18 protein-coding genes are annotated in these 15725 nt (G+C 62.2%); 12 read left to right on the top strand and 6 right to left on the bottom strand.

What is annotated here, in order from left to right; genetic code table 11:
* Positions 1-42 precede the first annotated feature (42 nt).
* Genes HU742_RS01105 through HU742_RS01090 form a run of 4 tightly spaced genes read right to left on the bottom strand, consistent with a single transcriptional unit; the run spans position 43 to position 3542 of the window.
* Positions 43-2103: a methyl-accepting chemotaxis protein gene (locus tag HU742_RS01105; RefSeq protein ID WP_186634104.1), complete on the bottom strand. Its 2061-nt coding sequence runs from the start codon at positions 2101-2103 to the stop codon at positions 43-45.
* 49 nt (positions 2104-2152) lie between these two features.
* Entirely contained in the window at positions 2153-2692 is a 540-nt protein-coding gene (locus HU742_RS01100; protein ID WP_186634101.1) for a chemotaxis protein CheW, read from the bottom strand.
* A 10-nt stretch (positions 2693-2702) separates the two neighbouring features.
* Positions 2703-3068, bottom strand: a complete 366-nt coding sequence (gene pilH, locus HU742_RS01095; protein ID WP_186634098.1) for a twitching motility response regulator PilH — start codon at positions 3066-3068, stop codon at positions 2703-2705.
* 45 nt (positions 3069-3113) lie between these two features.
* Positions 3114-3542 carry a response regulator gene (locus HU742_RS01090; RefSeq protein ID WP_186612057.1) on the bottom strand — a complete coding sequence of 143 codons (429 nt, stop codon included), beginning with the start codon at positions 3540-3542 and terminating at the stop codon, positions 3114-3116.
* Positions 3543-3767: 225 nt separating this feature from the next.
* Here HU742_RS01090 and gshB point away from each other — a divergent pair, with 225 nt between their 5' ends.
* The 7 genes from gshB (at position 3768) to HU742_RS01055 (ending at position 9676) form a co-directional block, all read left to right on the top strand.
* The gene (gene gshB, locus HU742_RS01085) at positions 3768-4721 is read left to right on the top strand and encodes a glutathione synthase (RefSeq protein WP_186643459.1); all 954 of its coding nucleotides are present in this window, start codon (positions 3768-3770) and stop codon (positions 4719-4721) included.
* Between the two features lie 76 nt (positions 4722-4797).
* Positions 4798-5694 carry an energy transducer TonB gene (locus HU742_RS01080; protein WP_186634092.1) on the top strand — a complete coding sequence of 299 codons (897 nt, stop codon included), beginning with the start codon at positions 4798-4800 and terminating at the stop codon, positions 5692-5694.
* Between the two features lie 88 nt (positions 5695-5782).
* A complete protein-coding gene (locus tag HU742_RS01075) occupies positions 5783-6352 on the top strand; it encodes a YqgE/AlgH family protein (RefSeq protein ID WP_186612059.1) in 570 nt (189 codons plus the stop codon).
* A complete protein-coding gene (ruvX, locus tag HU742_RS01070; RefSeq protein WP_003177497.1) occupies positions 6352-6789 on the top strand; it encodes a Holliday junction resolvase RuvX in 438 nt (145 codons plus the stop codon). Before HU742_RS01075 ends, ruvX begins: the two co-directional genes overlap by 1 nt.
* An 83-nt stretch (positions 6790-6872) precedes the next feature.
* On the top strand, positions 6873-7379 hold the full coding sequence (gene pyrR / locus HU742_RS01065; protein WP_186612060.1) for a bifunctional pyr operon transcriptional regulator/uracil phosphoribosyltransferase PyrR: 507 nt from the start codon (positions 6873-6875) through the stop codon (positions 7377-7379).
* Positions 7380-7403: 24 nt separating this feature from the next.
* Positions 7404-8408, top strand: coding sequence for an aspartate carbamoyltransferase catalytic subunit (locus tag HU742_RS01060; protein ID WP_003177495.1), 1005 nt, complete (start codon positions 7404-7406; stop codon positions 8406-8408).
* Positions 8405-9676, top strand: a complete 1272-nt coding sequence (locus HU742_RS01055; protein ID WP_186643458.1) for a dihydroorotase — start codon at positions 8405-8407, stop codon at positions 9674-9676. Before HU742_RS01060 ends, HU742_RS01055 begins: the two co-directional genes overlap by 4 nt.
* A 51-nt stretch (positions 9677-9727) precedes the next feature.
* Here HU742_RS01055 and HU742_RS01050 read toward each other — a convergent pair whose 3' ends face one another.
* Positions 9728-10156, bottom strand: coding sequence for an NINE protein (locus HU742_RS01050; protein WP_186634084.1), 429 nt, complete (start codon positions 10154-10156; stop codon positions 9728-9730).
* 248 nt (positions 10157-10404) lie between these two features.
* Here HU742_RS01050 and HU742_RS01045 point away from each other — a divergent pair, with 248 nt between their 5' ends.
* Complete coding sequence (locus HU742_RS01045) at positions 10405-11016, top strand: C40 family peptidase (RefSeq protein ID WP_186634081.1); 612 nt, start codon at positions 10405-10407, stop codon at positions 11014-11016.
* A gap of 139 nt (positions 11017-11155) precedes the next feature.
* On the opposite strand, the gene HU742_RS01040 is transcribed toward HU742_RS01045, so the two are convergent.
* On the bottom strand, positions 11156-12190 hold the full coding sequence (locus HU742_RS01040) for a type IV pilus twitching motility protein PilT (protein WP_186634078.1): 1035 nt from the start codon (positions 12188-12190) through the stop codon (positions 11156-11158).
* Positions 12191-12245: 55 nt separating this feature from the next.
* On the opposite strand from HU742_RS01040, the gene HU742_RS01035 reads away from it, so the two are divergent.
* From HU742_RS01035 to metX, 4 genes are all read left to right on the top strand, one after another.
* Entirely contained in the window at positions 12246-12938 is a 693-nt protein-coding gene (locus HU742_RS01035) for a YggS family pyridoxal phosphate-dependent enzyme (RefSeq protein WP_186634075.1), read from the top strand.
* Between the two features lie 28 nt (positions 12939-12966).
* Entirely contained in the window at positions 12967-13785 is an 819-nt protein-coding gene (gene proC, locus HU742_RS01030) for a pyrroline-5-carboxylate reductase (RefSeq protein WP_186643457.1), read from the top strand.
* A gap of 10 nt (positions 13786-13795) precedes the next feature.
* On the top strand, positions 13796-14386 hold the full coding sequence (locus tag HU742_RS01025; protein WP_186634069.1) for a YggT family protein: 591 nt from the start codon (positions 13796-13798) through the stop codon (positions 14384-14386).
* A gap of 196 nt (positions 14387-14582) precedes the next feature.
* Positions 14583-15722, top strand: coding sequence for a homoserine O-succinyltransferase MetX (metX, locus tag HU742_RS01020; RefSeq protein WP_186643456.1), 1140 nt, complete (start codon positions 14583-14585; stop codon positions 15720-15722).
* Positions 15723-15725: the final 3 nt, after the last annotated feature.

Below are 15725 nucleotides of genomic sequence, written 5' to 3'. Positions count from 1 at the left end.
CTCGCCACAAAAGCTGCCCCGCCACATAACCCTTCTCAATAGTCACGCCTTGCCCTCATCCGCCACAGGCGCCGCCGGCAAGGTGAACCCCGACACCGAGCGGCGCAGCTGGCTGGCCATTTTCGCCAGGTTGCCAATGCTCTCGGCGGTGGCAGTGGAGCCGGACGAAGTCTGGCTGGTGATCTGCTGGATCACGTTCATGGTCAAGGATATCTGCCCCGCCGAGGTGGTCTGCTGCTGCGCCGCGTTGGAAATGCTCTGGATCAGCGCCGCCAAGGTCTTGGAAACCCCTTCGATTTCTTCCAGCGCGACCCCGGCATCCTGTGCCAGCCGGGCGCCGCGGACCACTTCGGTGGTGGTCTGCTCCATGGAGATCACCGCTTCGTTGGTGTCGGCCTGGATCGCTCGCACCAGCGTCTCGATCTGCCGGGTCGCCGCCGAGGAGCGTTCCGCCAACCGCTGCACTTCATCGGCCACCACCGCAAAGCCACGACCGGCATCGCCCGCCATGGACGCCTGGATCGCCGCGTTGAGCGCGAGGATGTTGGTCTGGTCGGCAATATCGTCGATCAGGCTGACGATATCGCCGATTTCCTGGGACGACTCACCCAGGCGCTTGATGCGCTTGGCAGTGTCCTGGATCTGTTCGCGAATGTTGTCCATGCCATGAATGGTGTTGTGCACCACCTCGTTGCCCTTGTTGGCGATTTCCACGGAACGCTCGGCCACGGCCGACGACTCGGCGGCATTGGCGGACACCTGGTCGATGGACTGGGCCATTTCATTGATTGAAGTCGAAGCTTCGCTGATCTGCTGGGCCTGGTGCTCGGACGCCTGGGCCAGATGCATGGCGGTGGCCTGGGTTTCCTGCACGGCGGCAGCCACCTGGCCGGCGGTCAGGTTGATCGTCGCCACCAGGTCGCGCAGTTGATCCACCGAATAGTTGATCGAGTCGGCGATGGTCCCGGTGAAGTCTTCGGTGACCGAAGCCGTCACGGTCAGGTCGCCGTCGGCCAGATCCTCGATTTCATCCAGCAGACGCATGATCGCGTTCTGGTTGCGCTCGTTCTTTTCCGCGGTTTCACGCAACTGGCGATTGGTCTCGCGGACCATCACCAGGCCGATCAGGATGATCGACATCAGCGCCAGCAGGCCCAACACATAACCGCCGATGCTGTTCACGGAACGCCCGCCGGCCAGGTTTTCGAAAGCCGTGGCCAGGTGCGAGGCCTCGTCGAGCAAGGTCTGCGACAGGTTGAAGATGTTGCCCGCCGACTCGCGGACCTTGAACAGCTCCGGAGAAGTTTCGAGAATTTCATCCACCGAGCCTGAGACAAATTCGAACAGCTCACTGATTTCAGTCAGGCGCGCACGGGCATCGCGGTCCTGTACCTGGGAAATTTTCAAGGTCGCGTCGCCCTGCAACATGCCGTTGAGCACCTGGCCGAAGCGCGCGGCGTCGCGGCCAAACGTGTCAGCCGCCTGGCTGGCGTTCTCGTCGCCGGCCAACACCGTATTCACCGCGCCAAGAATCCGCTCGGCCAGCAATGACTGGCGCTGGGCCATGGCCACTTGGGCGGCCGGCGCGCCGCGTTGCAGGAGGATTTCAACGACTTTCTCGTATTCGACCTGCAGTTGCGGCACGGTTTCGGCCAGGGTCGCCGCGACCTGATGCAACGACAGGACGGTCTGCTCGCTGGACAGGATGGCATCGGTGTTCTTCAGCAGGCGCTCCCAGTCCAGTTGCACAGCGCGCATCTGCGGGCGCAGGGTGGCAGGCGCCGGCGGCAAGCCAGTCACCGGGTCGCCTTGTTTCAGATAGCCCCAGCGCTGGGCGAAATCGTTGCGCGCATCGCTCAGCAGCTTGAAGGCTGCGGCTTTGCCGGCCGCGGCCTCGGTGGCGTTCTTGGCGATGCGCTGGGACAACACTCGCAACTCACCGGCATGGCCGATGTACTGCTTGTCGTACGTAGACTGGGTGTTGAGGTAAGCGAAGTTGGCAAATAACAGCATGATGAAGACGATCAGCGCGACGAACAGCACGATGATCTGCGAACGACTGCGCGACGCCTCCAGTGTCTTGCCTGTTTGAGTTTTGATCATCGGTCCTCGCCTGTCCTGCTCGCTTCCACAGGGGCCGCGCTAAGTCTCGTTAAACCGCCACATCCATGAATCCTGGCGAGCGCGCCAGTGCAAACGGGCTGAACACCAGCCATTGCCGCTCTGCGCCAAAACGGCCCTGGACGAAGGCCGATTCCGGGCCATCGAGGTCGTTCGTCAAAATCGATTCGAGGCTGCCCTGGGGGAAATGCTGCAACCCCTGGACCTCGTCCACCAGCAAGCCGGCAAACACCTCGTCATGATCCACCACCAGCACCCGCCGCTGCTTGCGCACGCTGGACAGTTCATGGCCGAAGAAACCGCACAGGTCCATCAATGGCAACAAACGCCCGCGCAGGTTAGCCACGCCGCGAACCCATGGCTTGACCCCGGGCAAAGGCGTGTGGCGCGGCTCGTGCAGCACCTCGCTGACTTCGCCCATGGGCGCCACGTACCAATGATCGCCCAGGCGAAAGCCGATGCCGCTCCAGCTATCGCGGTGGATCGGTTGGGACGGCAAGTCCGCGCCCAATAGCCGACAGCGCCGATCGATCTGCAGCAACAGCTCGAATGCGGTCAGGGATTGGCTCATGGCCGCGCTTTCAACCCGCCAGTACTTTGTTCAGGGTCGCGATCAGGGTTTCCTCGTCCACCGGCTTGGTCAGGTAGTCCTTCGCCCCTTGACGCGTCCCCCAGACCTTGTCGGTTTCCTGGTCCTTGGTGGTGATGATGATGACCGGGATACGACCGGTGTCCGGGTCCTTGGTCAGTTGGCGCGTGGCCTGGAACCCGTTGAGGCCGGGCATGACGATGTCCATCAACACCGCGTCGGGCTTTTCCTGGCGCGCCAGTGCCACGCCATCGGCGCCGTTCTCGGCCTTCAGGACCTGATGGCCATGCTTTTCCAGCATGCCGGTCAACTTGTACATTTCAGTCGGCGAATCATCGACGATCAGAACTCGTGCCATGGTATTCCCCATTCTTCTAGACCTCAGGCCCGAGGCCGAGCGTCATTAATGTGCCTGGTGCAACTGGGCTGCGGCAAAACCCGGGACATGGGCCTGTATCGCACCCAGCAACTCTTCCTTGCTGAAAGGCTTGGTCAGAAACTGATCGGAACCGACGATGCGTCCCTTGGCCTTGTCGAACAAACCATCGCGGGACGACAGCATGATCACTGGCGTGGCCTTGAAAGCGCTGTTGTTCTTGATCAGGGCGCACGTCTGGTAACCGTCCAGGCGCGGCATCATGATGTCGACAAAGATAATGCCTGGGTGATGGTCGACGATCTTGGCCAGGGCATCGAAGCCGTCGATCGCCGTGATCACCTCGCAACCGGCGTTGCGCAGCAAGGTTTCGGCGGTACGGCGGATGGTCTTCGAGTCGTCGATGACCATGACCTTCAAGGCGCTGGGTTGCTGCTGCGTAAGATGCTCTGCCATTGCCACTGCAAACCGGTTTTTTAACGCATAAGAGTGATCGACAGCGCAAACCCTTGATGTTCAAGGCCCGCACGTCACATGGCAGCCTTTTTAGCACAGTCTCCAGCGCCGATCTATCAGCCGCTCGGTACGGCGGTTTTTCCTTGACCGCCAATCTTGGGGGCGCCACTCTGACGCCACTTTTTCACGCCCTTCGTGCCCACCCAATTTTCGAGGAACCAAGCCATGAGCGTACGCGTCGGCATTGTCATGGACCCTATCGCCAGCATTTCCTATAAGAAGGATAGCTCGCTGGCCATGTTGCTGGCCGCTCAGAAGCGCGGCTGGGAGCTGTTCTATATGGAGCAGCGCGATCTCTATCAGGCGCAAGGCCAGGCCCGGGCGCGGATGAAGCCGCTGAAGGTCTTCGCCAATCCCGAGAAGTGGTTCGAACTGGGCGAAGAAAGCGATGCGCTGCTCAGCGACCTGGACGTGATCCTGATGCGCAAGGATCCGCCGTTCGACATGGAATTCGTTTACTCCACTTATCTGCTGGAACAGGCTGAAAGCGCTGGCGTACTGGTGGTCAACAAGCCGCAGAGCCTGCGCGATTGCAACGAAAAGCTCTTCGCCACGCTGTTCCCGCAGTGCACGCCGCCGACCATCGTCAGCCGTCGCCCGGACGTGTTGCGCGAGTTCGCCGACCATCACGGCGACGTGATCCTCAAGCCCCTGGACGGCATGGGCGGTTCCTCGATCTTCCGTCATACCGCCGGTCACCCGAACCTGTCGGTGATCCTTGAAACCCTGACCTTGCACGGCAAGCAGCAGATCATGATCCAGGGTTACCTGCCGGCCATCGTCGATGGCGACAAACGCATCCTGATGATCGACGGCGAACCCGTCGATTATTGCCTGGCGCGTATCCCGGCCGCTGGTGAAACCCGGGGCAACCTGGCGGCCGGCGGTCGCGGCGAAGCCCGCCCGCTGACCGAGAAGGATCGGTGGATCGCCGCCCAGGTCGGCCCGACCCTGCGCGAGAAAGGCCTGCTGTTCGTCGGCCTGGATGTGATCGGCGAGCACCTGACGGAGATCAACGTCACCAGCCCGACCTGTATCCGCGAAATCGACAATGCCTTCGGTACGGACATCGGCGGGATGTTGATGGATGCCATCGATCAGAAGCTCAAGGCGCGTTGATCCAGATCCTGATGAAGGAAACCCACATTGCGTTATCATGCCCGGCCTGAAAAAACGTGATGTTGGTTTCCTTGTCATGACACGCCCACCCGATCTGCCCCAAGAGCTCGCCCATCGCGGTGTGCGCCCGGCTGATCGTCTCGGTTTTACCTTGTTCCTGGCGGCATTGATCCACTTGGCCGTGCTGCTGGGCGTTGGCTTTGCCACGGTCGAACCCAAGCAGATCAGCCAGACCCTGGAAATTACCCTGGCCACCTTCAAGAGTGAAACCAAGCCACAGAAGGCGGACTTCCTGGCCCAGGAAAACCAGCAAGGCAGCGGTACCCTGGAAAAGAAAGCGATTCCCAAGACCACCGAGATCGCGCCGTTCCAGGACAACAAGGTACAAAAGATCACCCCGCCGCCGGCCGCCAAGCCGGAGGTGCAGGAAACAGCGCCAAAAGCCGCCGTTACTACTACGGCACCGAAGCCCAAAAAGGCCCCGGTCAAGGAAGAGGTCAAGCCTGATCCGAAACCCAAGGCCCCCGAGCCAACCTTCGACAGCTCGCAGCTGTCCAGCGACATCGCCAGCCTGGAAGCCGAATTGGCCCAGGAGCAGCAGTTGTACGCCAAGCGTCCGCGCATCCATCGCCTGAGCGCTGCGTCGACCATGCGCGACAAGGGCGCCTGGTACAAGGACGAGTGGCGCAAGAAGGTCGAGCGCATCGGCAACCTCAACTACCCCGAGGAAGCCCGGCGCAAGCAGATTTACGGCAATCTGCGATTGATGGTCTCGATCAACCGCGACGGTTCGCTGTATGAGGTGCTGGTACTGGAATCCTCCGGCCAGCCCTTGCTGGACCAGGCGGCCCAGCGAATCGTGCGCCTGGCCGCGCCGTTCGCGCCGTTCACCGGGGATCTGTCGGACATCGACCGCCTGGAAATCATCCGTACCTGGAAGTTTGCCCGCGGCGATCGGCTTTCCAGCAACTGAGCCTGCCGTGGATGAAGGTGGCTGTGATCAGCGCTTCCTGCACATCCCCGGCTTGTCAGTTCGCGCCTGCGCCGCCACACTAGCGCCTATGAAAAACGTCAGCCCCACCTACCTCAAGCATCACTTCCTGATTGCCATGCCGCACATGGCTGATCCGAATTTTGCCCACACCTTGACCTACATCGTCGAGCACACGGCCAATGGGGCCATGGGACTGGTGGTCAATCGTCCGCAGGAACTGAACCTGGCGGATATCCTTGAGCAACTGCGTCCCGAGGTCGAGCCGCCACTCTTGTGCCAGCACGTACCGATTTTCATCGGCGGCCCGGTGCAGACCGACCGGGGTTTCGTACTTCATCCGTCGGGTCCAAAATTCCAGGCCACCGTCGACCTGAATGGCGTGTCGCTGTCCACCTCCCAGGATGTGTTATTCGCTATCGCCGACGGCGTCGGCCCGGAGAAAAGCCTGATCGCCCTCGGCTACGCCGGTTGGGAACCGGGGCAACTGGAAGCCGAACTGGCCGACAACGCCTGGCTGACCTGCCCATTCGACGCCGATATCCTGTTCAACACCAGCAGCGAACTGCGCCTGGAAGCGGCGGCCAGCCGGCTGGGTGTCAACCTCAGCCTGCTCACCAGCCAGGCAGGACACGCCTGATGGCGCTGCGCTTGCTGCTGGGCTTCGATTACGGCACCAAACAGATCGGCGTCGCGGTCGGCCAGGTCATTACCGGCCAGGCCCGCGAGTTGTGCACACTGAAGGCACAGAACGGCGTCCCGGACTGGAACCAGGTCGAAGCGCTGATCAAGGAGTGGAAACCCGACGCCGTGGTGGTCGGCCTGCCGCTGAACATGGACGGCACGCCCAGCGACATGTGCCTGCGCGCCGAAAAATTCGCGCGCCGGCTCAACGGCCGCTACAACCTGCCCTTCTATACCCATGACGAGCGCCTGACCACCTTCGAGGCCAAGGGCGAGCGCCTGGTACGCGGCGGGCAGAAAGGCAGTTACCGCGACAACCCGGTGGACGCCATCGCCGCCGCCCTGCTGTTGCAAGGCTGGCTCGACGCCAACGCCGCCCTGTTCGAAACCTGATTTTTTGAAAGCGCCGCCAAGGCGCTTTCTTTTAGCGATAAACCGAGTCAAAAGCACCGACCCGGGAACCTGAAGGAGCCAGCATGAGCCTGCCCAATCCTGCCGAACTGATCAGCCAGATGGCGATCCGTCTCACGGCGCACCTGGAACAACGCGGCATCAGCGAGCCGCGCTATATCGGCATTCGCACCGGCGGCGTCTGGGTCGCCCAGGCCTTGCTCGATGAACTGGGCAGCGACTCGCCGCTGGGCACCCTGGACGTATCTTTCTACCGTGATGATTTCAGCCAGAACGGCCTGCACCCGCAAGTACGCCCCTCGGCGCTGCCGTTCGAGATCGAAGGCCAGCACCTGGTGTTGATCGATGACGTGCTGATGAGCGGCCGGACCATCCGCGCCGCCATGAACGAACTGTTCGACTACGGTCGCCCGGCCAGCGTGACCCTGGTGTGCCTGCTGGACCTGGATGCCGCCGAGCTGCCGATCCGACCGAACGTGGTCGGCGCGACGCTGACACTGGCCGCCGATGAGCGAGTCAAGCTCTCCGGCCCGTCGCCGCTGCAACTCGAACTGCAAGACCTTGCCCTTTAACTGCCCTTGTAAGAGTCCATCGCGATGACGCCTCTCGAAACCAAGCGCCCGCTGCAGCTCAACGATCAGGGCCAACTGCGGCATTTCCTGTCCCTCGATGGCCTGCGCCGCGAGCTGCTGACGGAAATCCTCGACACCGCCGACTCCTTCCTTGAAGTCGGTGCCCGGGCTGTGAAGAAAGTCCCGTTGCTGCGCGGCAAGACCGTGTGCAACGTGTTCTTCGAAAACTCCACCCGCACCCGCACCACCTTCGAACTGGCGGCCCAGCGACTCTCGGCGGACGTGATCACGTTGAACGTGTCCACGTCCTCGGCGAGCAAGGGCGAAACCCTGCTCGACACCCTGCGCAACCTCGAAGCCATGGCCGCTGACATGTTCGTCGTCCGTCACGGTGATTCCGGGGCGGCGCACTTCATTGCCGAACACGTCTGCCCCCAGGTGGCGATCATCAACGGCGGCGACGGCCGTCACGCGCACCCGACCCAGGGCATGCTCGACATGCTGACCATCCGTCGGCACAAGGGCAGCTTCGAAAACCTGTCGGTGGCCATCGTCGGCGACATCCTGCATTCGCGAGTGGCCCGCTCCAACATGCTGGCACTCAAGACCCTCGGCTGCCCGGACATCCGCGTGATCGCGCCGAAAACCCTGCTGCCCATCGGCGTCGAGCAATACGGCGTGAAGGTCTACACCGACATGACCGAAGGCCTCAAGGATGTCGACGTGGTGATCATGCTGCGCCTGCAACGCGAGCGGATGACCGGCGGCCTGCTGCCCAGCGAAGGCGAGTTCTACCGCTTGTTCGGCCTGACCACGGCGCGCCTGGCCGGGGCCAAGCCGGACGCCATCGTCATGCACCCGGGGCCGATCAACCGCGGCGTGGAAATCGAATCGGCGGTGGCCGACGGACCGCATTCGGTGATCCTCAATCAAGTGACCTACGGCATCGCCATCCGCATGGCGGTGCTGTCCATGGCCATGAGCGGGCAAACGGCCCAGCGCCAATTCGACCAGGAGAACGCCCAGTGAAGCTCAGCATTCTCGGCGCACGCGTGATCGATCCAGCCAGTGGCCTGGATCAAGTGACTGACATCCATATAGATGCCTGCAAGATCGTCGCCCTTGGCGCGGCGCCGGTCGGTTTCGTCGCGGTCGAGATCCTCGACGCCCAAGGCCTGGTGGCCGCTCCCGGCCTGGTGGACCTGAACGTCGCCTTGCGCGAGCCCGGCTACAGCCGCAAAGGCAGCATTATCAGCGAGACCCGGGCCGCCGCCGCTGGTGGCGTAACCAGCCTGTGTTGCCCGCCGCAGACCAAGCCGGTGCTGGACACTTCGGCGGTGGCCGAACTGATCCTCGACCGCGCCCGGGAAGCCGGCAACACCAAGGTCTTCCCGATCGGGGCGTTGAGCAAAGGCCTGGAGGGCGAGCAACTGGCTGAGTTGATCGCCTTGCGCGACGCCGGTTGCGTGGCGTTCGGCAACGGCTTGAGCAGTTTCCGCAACGCCCGCACCCTCTGCCGCGCACTGGAGTACGCAGCGACGTTCGGGCTGACAGTGGTTTTCAACTCACAGGATCATGACTTGGCCGAAGGTGGCCTGGCCCACGAGGGCCCGACCGCCAGCTTCCTGGGCCTGCCGGGAATTCCGGAAACCGCCGAGACCGTGGCCCTGGCCCGCGACCTGCTGCTGGTGGAGCAAAGCGGCGTGCGTGCCCATTTCAGCCAACTGACCAGTGCCCGCGGCGCGGCGTTGATCGCCCAGGCCCAGGCCCGCGGCTTGCCGGTGACCGCCGATGTGGCGCTGTACCAGTTGATCCTGACCGACGAAGCGCTGATCGATTTCAACAGCGTCTACCATGTCCAGCCGCCACTGCGCACCCGCGCCGACCGCGATGGCTTGCGCGAGGCGGTGAAGTCCGGCGTCATCTCGGCCATCTCCAGCCATCACCAGCCCCACGAGCGCGATGCCAAGCTGGCCCCGTTCGGCGCCACCGAGCCGGGCATCAGCAGCGTCGAACTGCTGCTGCCGCTGGCCCTGACGCTGGTGGAAGACGGCTTGCTCGACCTGCCAACCCTGCTGGCACGCCTGAGCGCCGGCCCGGCCCAGGCGCTGCAACTTCCAGCCGGGAAACTGGCCGTGGGCGCGCCGGCGGATCTGGTGCTGTTCGACCCTGCTACCTCCACCGTGGCCGGTGAAGCCTGGCGTTCCAAGGGCGACAACTGCCCGTTCCTCGGCCACAGCCTGCCGGGTGTGGTGCGCTACACCCTGATGGATGGGCGGATCACCCACCAAGCCTGAAAAAAAATCGAGTCGCCTGCTGCGCGAATGCAGGCGACTCGATCTGCCGTCTTACTGGAAAGCCCCGCGTTTCTGAGCATTGCGGATCGAAACCTGATCGTTCAGCGTCCAGAAGTCATACAGCACGCCCAGGAAAAACACCCCGCCGGTCAGCAGATAGAGGATGCCGCTGAGCCATTTGCCCTGATACATGCGATGCACGCCCAGTACGCCGAGAAACGTCAGCAGTATCCACGCCACGCTGTACTCGATCGGACCCGGGGTAAAACGCAGGTCCGCTTCGCGGTCCATGGCTGGAATCAGGAACAAGTCGATCAGCCAACCGATGCCCAGCAGCCCGAAGGTGAAGAACCAGATCGTGCCGGTTACCGGCTTGCCGTAATAGAAGCGGTGAGCACCGGTAAAACCCAAAATCCACAGCAGATACCCGATGACTTTGCTGTGGGTATCGCGGATTGCATCCTGCTGATAGCTGTTCATTAATGCCTCTTTTGCCTCGATAGAAAAATTTGTTCGGACTTTTTGTGACTTTTTTGTGTCTCGCCGACAAGCGGTCCTGAGCGACTCGCGTCGCGCAAAAGCCCGTGATACGGGGGCTCTGTCGGACAATCGGGTCAAATTGTCGCAATTTTGCCGGGTTTACGCTGGGTTTCGAATCGACAAACGGCCTCGGAATGGCGAAAAAAGCTGTTATAAAGTTGCGCGCTAACCTTCAAGAGCCCTGCCTAATGCGTCCATTTTTCAAGACATGGCTAACCATTTGCCTATTATTGCCACTGGCCGCCCACGCCACCAATCGTGAGCAACGTCTTCCCAACGTCAACGGCTATACCCCTAAATCCCATGTTTCTGCTCCTTCGAGCAAGAACAAGCAAAGCGTCCAGCGTGTGAGCACCGCCCACAGCCGACTGGTGCCACCCATGGCGACCAAGACGACCAGCAATGTCCTGAGCCGCGCCGTGAATGTACTCGGCACACCTTACCGTTGGGGCGGAAGTAGCCCAAGCAAAGGTTTCGATTGCAGTGGTTTGGTGAAGTACGCTTTCAATGACGCCACGTTCGACCTCCCACGCACCTCCAACGCCATGGCAGCCGGCCACGGCGAGAAAGTCGAGCGCAAGGACCTCAAGCCTGGCGATCTGATTTTCTTCAAGCTCAAGAGCCGCCGCGTCAACCACGTGGCCATCTACCTGGGCAACGACCGGTTTATCCACGCTCCGCGCCGGGGCAAGTCGGTGACCATCGACACGCTGAACAAGCCGTATTGGAACACCCACTACGTGGTTGCCAAGCGCGTGCTGCCGAAAGAACCGGGGGCGATGCGCGTGGTTCAGCGCTGATCCAGCATGATCGTTCCCACGCTCCGCGTGGGAACGTCTCTACGGACGCTCTGCGTTCGGCTTTTGAGGGGACGCAGAGCGTCCCGAGCTGCATTCCCACGCAGAGCGTGGGAACGATCAGCCTCCTAGCTGCACATCTCTAAAAATTATCCGGCGTACGCGCCCGCTCCCGGGCATGCTCGCGGCTGATCAGCCCCTTGGTCACCAAGTCTTTCAAGCACATGTCCAGCGTTTGCATCCCCAGCGAGCCGCCAGTCTGGATCGACGAATACATCTGCGCGATCTTGTCTTCCCGAATGAGGTTTCGGATCGCCGAGGTTCCCAGCATGATTTCGTGGGCCGCGACCCGGCCGCCGCCGATCTTCTTGACCAGCGTCTGGGAGATCACCGCCTGCAACGACTCCGACAACATCGAGCGAACCATCGACTTTTCATCGCCCGGGAACACGTCCACAACCCGGTCAATGGTCTTGGCCGCCGACGTGGTGTGCAGGGTGCCGAACACCAGGTGCCCGGTTTCGGCGGCAGTCAGCGCCAGGCGGATGGTCTCCAGGTCGCGCATTTCCCCCACCAGGATCACGTCCGGGTCTTCTCGCAGCGCCGAGCGCAGGGCCGTGGAGAAACTTTGAGTGTCGCGGTGCACCTCGCGCTGGTTGATCAGGCATTTGCGCGGTTCATGGACGAATTCGATCGGATCTTCGATGGTGAGGATGTGATGGTGCTTGTGGCTGTTCAAGTAATCGATCATCGCCGCCAGGGTGGTGGACTTGCCTGAACCGGTCGGCCCGGTCACCAGCACCAGCCCACGAGGGGCCTCGGTCACTTTGCGAAACACCTCGCCCATCCCGAGGTCTTCCATGGTCAGGACTTTCGACGGAATGGTCCGGAATACTGCCCCTGCGCCACGATTCTGGTTGAAGGCATTGACCCGAAACCGCGCCACGCCGGGCACATCGAAGGAAAAATCGGTTTCCAGAAACTTCTCGTAATCCACTCGCTGGCGGTCGTTCATGATGTCGAAGATCAGCTCATGAACCTGCTTGTGGTCCAGTGCCGGCAGGTTGATCCGCCGCACGTCGCCATCAACACGGATCATCGGCGGCAGCCCGGCGGACAGGTGCAGGTCCGATGCGCCCTGTTTGGCGCTGAACGCCAGTAATTCAGTGATATCCATAGCGCTCCTCAATTCCAGTAGAATGCCGCGAACCTCAGACCGCTGGCCTTTCTTTATGACCACGATAGCAGACAACATTGCTCAGGTTAGATCGCGCATCCATGCCGCGGAACAGGCCGCCCAACGCGCCGGACACAGCGTCCAGCTATTGGCGGTGAGCAAGACCAAGCCCGCCCAGGCCCTTCGCGAGGCCTATGCCGCCGGCCTGCGGGACTTCGGCGAGAATTACCTGCAAGAAGCGCTGGGCAAACAGGCCGAACTCACCGACCTGCCCTTGATCTGGCACTTCATCGGCCCCATTCAATCGAACAAGACGCGCGCTATCGCCGAACATTTCGACTGGGTGCACTCCGTGGATCGCCTGAAAATTGCCCAACGCCTGTCCGAGCAGCGCCCGGCCGACCTGCCGCCGCTGAATATCTGCATCCAGGTCAACGTCAGCGGCGAAGCCAGCAAATCCGGCTGCACGCCAGCGGACCTGCCCGCCCTCGCCAGCGCCATCAATGCGTTGCCACGCCTCAAGTTACGCGGGCTGATGGCCATTCCCGAGCCAACCGACGATCGCGCCGAACAGGATGCAGCTTTTGCCGCCGTCCAGCGTTTGCAAGCCAGCCTGGACCTGCCGCTGGACACATTGTCCATGGGCATGAGCCATGACCTCGAATCCGCCATCGCCCAAGGCGCCACCTGGGTGCGTATCGGCACGGCCCTATTTGGGGCTCGCGACTACGGTCAATCGCCCAGCTGACTCACTCATCTCTTTATAAGGACCCGTCATGAGCAACACGCGTATTGCCTTTATCGGCGCCGGCAACATGGCCGCCAGCCTGATCGGCGGCCTTCGGGCCAAGGGCCTGGATGCTTCTTGGATTCGCGCCAGCGATCCGGGTGAAGAGACCCGCAAGCGGGTGAGCACCGAGCACGGCATCGAAACCTTCGCCGACAACGCCCAGGCCATCGACGGCGTGGACGTCATCGTCCTGGCGGTCAAGCCGCAAGCGATGAAAGTCGTGTGCGAGGCGCTTCGTCCGGCCCTCAAGCCCCATCAACTGGTGGTGTCGATTGCCGCGGGTATTACTTGCGCGAGCATGAATAAATGGCTCGGCGCCCAGCCGATCGTGCGCTGCATGCCCAACACCCCCGCGCTGCTGCGCCAGGGCGTCAGCGGCCTGTTCGCCACCGAACAGGTGACCGCCGAGCAACGCCAGCAGGCGCAAGAGCTGCTATCGGCCGTCGGCCTTGCGCTGTGGCTGGACACCGAGCAGCAACTGGACGCGGTCACTGCGGTCTCAGGCTCGGGCCCGGCGTATTTCTTCCTGCTGATCGAAGCCATGACGGCCGCAGGCGAGAAGCTCGGCCTGCCCCGCGAAGTCGCCGCCCAGCTGACGCTGCAGACCGCTCTCGGCGCCGCGTACATGGCGGTGTCCAGCGATGTCGATGCCGCTGAGTTGCGTCGTCGCGTAACCTCTCCGGCCGGTACCACTGAAGCCGCCATCAAATCGTTCCAGGCCGGGGGCTTCGAAGCCCTGGTGGAAAAAGCACTCGGCGCCGCCGCGCACCGCTCGGCCGAAATGGCCGAACAACTGGGCCAATAAGGAGCCATTCATGATTGGATTGAACACTGCAGCGGTCTACGTACTGCAAACCCTTGGTAGCTTGTACCTGCTGATCGTGCTGATGCGTTTCGTGCTGCAACTGGTGCGCGCCAACTTCTACAACCCGCTGTGTCAGTTCATCGTCAAGGCGACCCAGCCACTGCTCAAGCCGCTGCGCCGGATAATCCCTAGCCTGTTCGGCCTGGACATGTCGTCGCTGGTCCTGGCGATCCTTATTCAACTGGCGCTGATGGCCCTGACCCTGCTGCTGACCTACGGCACCACCGGCAACCCGCTGCAACTGCTGATCTGGTCGCTCATTGGCGTGACCGCGCTGTTCCTGAAGATATTCTTCTTCGCCCTGATCATCAGCGTGATCCTGTCGTGGGTCGCGCCGAGCAGCCACAACCCGGGCGCCGAGCTGGTGAACCAGATCTGCGAACCGGCCCTGGCACCGTTCCGCCGCATCGTGCCGAACCTCGGCGGCCTGGATATCTCGCCGATCCTGGCGTTCATGGTGCTCAAGCTGATCGACATGCTGGTGATCAACAACCTGGCGGCGATGACCATGATGCCGGAGATTCTGCGGTTGCTGATCTAAAGCAAGCTGCAGCTTGATCGTTCCCACGCTCCGCGTGGGAATGCATCCCGTGACGCTCCGCGTCACCTCCAAAGCGGAACGCGGAGCGTCCCAGGCAGCGTTACTACGCAGAGCGTGGGAACGATCGCCGCCCTTTGCTTGCCGCTTGCCACAGCGGTCTTTAGACTTACGCCTCATTTCAACGAGAGCAGGGTCGATGCCAGCTGCCTTTCCCCCCGATTCCGTTGGTCTGGTGACGCCGCAAATGGCGCATTTCAGCGAGCCCCTGGCCCTGGCCTGCGGTCGTTCGCTGCCAGCCTATGACCTGATCTACGAAACCTACGGCACCCTCAATGCCACGGCGAGCAACGCCGTGCTGATTTGCCACGCCCTGTCCGGGCACCACCACGCCGCCGGCTACCATAGCGCCGACGACCGCAAGCCCGGTTGGTGGGACAGTTGCATCGGCCCCGGCAAGCCCATCGACACCAGCAAGTTCTTCGTGGTCAGCCTGAACAACCTCGGCGGCTGCAACGGCTCTACCGGCCCCAGCAGCCTCAATCCGGACACCGGCAAGCCGTTCGGCGCCGATTTCCCGGTGCTGACCGTGGAAGACTGGGTGCACAGCCAGGCACACCTGGCCGACCGCCTCGGCATTGGCCAGTGGGCAGCGGTGATCGGCGGCAGCCTCGGCGGCATGCAAGCGCTGCAATGGACCATCACCTACCCGGACCGCGTGCGCCACTGCCTGGCAATCGCCTCGGCCCCCAAGCTGTCGGCACAGAACATCGCCTTCAACGAAGTGGCGCGCCAGGCCATCCTCACCGACCCGGAGTTCCATGGCGGTTCGTTCCAGGAACACGGCGTGATCCCCAAGCGCGGGCTGATGCTGGCGCGGATGGTTGGGCACATCACCTACCTGTCCGACGATTCCATGGGCGAAAAATTCGGCCGTGGCCTCAAGAGCGAAAAGCTCAACTACGACTTCCACAGCGTCGAGTTCCAGGTCGAGAGCTACCTGCGTTATCAAGGTGAAGAGTTCTCCGGGCGTTTCGACGCCAACACCTACCTGCTGATGACCAAGGCGCTCGACTACTTCGACCCGGCGGCGAATTTCGACGATAACCTGGCGAAAACCTTCGCCAATGCCACGGCCAAATTCTGCGTGATGTCATTCACCACCGACTGGCGCTTCTCTCCGGCCCGCTCCCGGGAACTGGTGGATGCGCTGATGGCCGCGCGCAAAGACGTCTGCTACCTGGAAATCGACGCGCCCCAAGGCCACGACGCCTTCCTGATTCCGATCCCGCGTTATTTGCAGGCGTTCGGCAACTATATGAACCGTATTACGCTGTGAGGA

Origin of the sequence: Pseudomonas marvdashtae (genome assembly GCF_014268655.2) — a bacterium.
Lineage (GTDB): Bacteria > Pseudomonadota > Gammaproteobacteria > Pseudomonadales > Pseudomonadaceae > Aquipseudomonas > Aquipseudomonas marvdashtae.
Note: the sequence above shows the minus strand (reverse complement) of the source record. Positions and strands in the feature narration are given on the sequence as shown.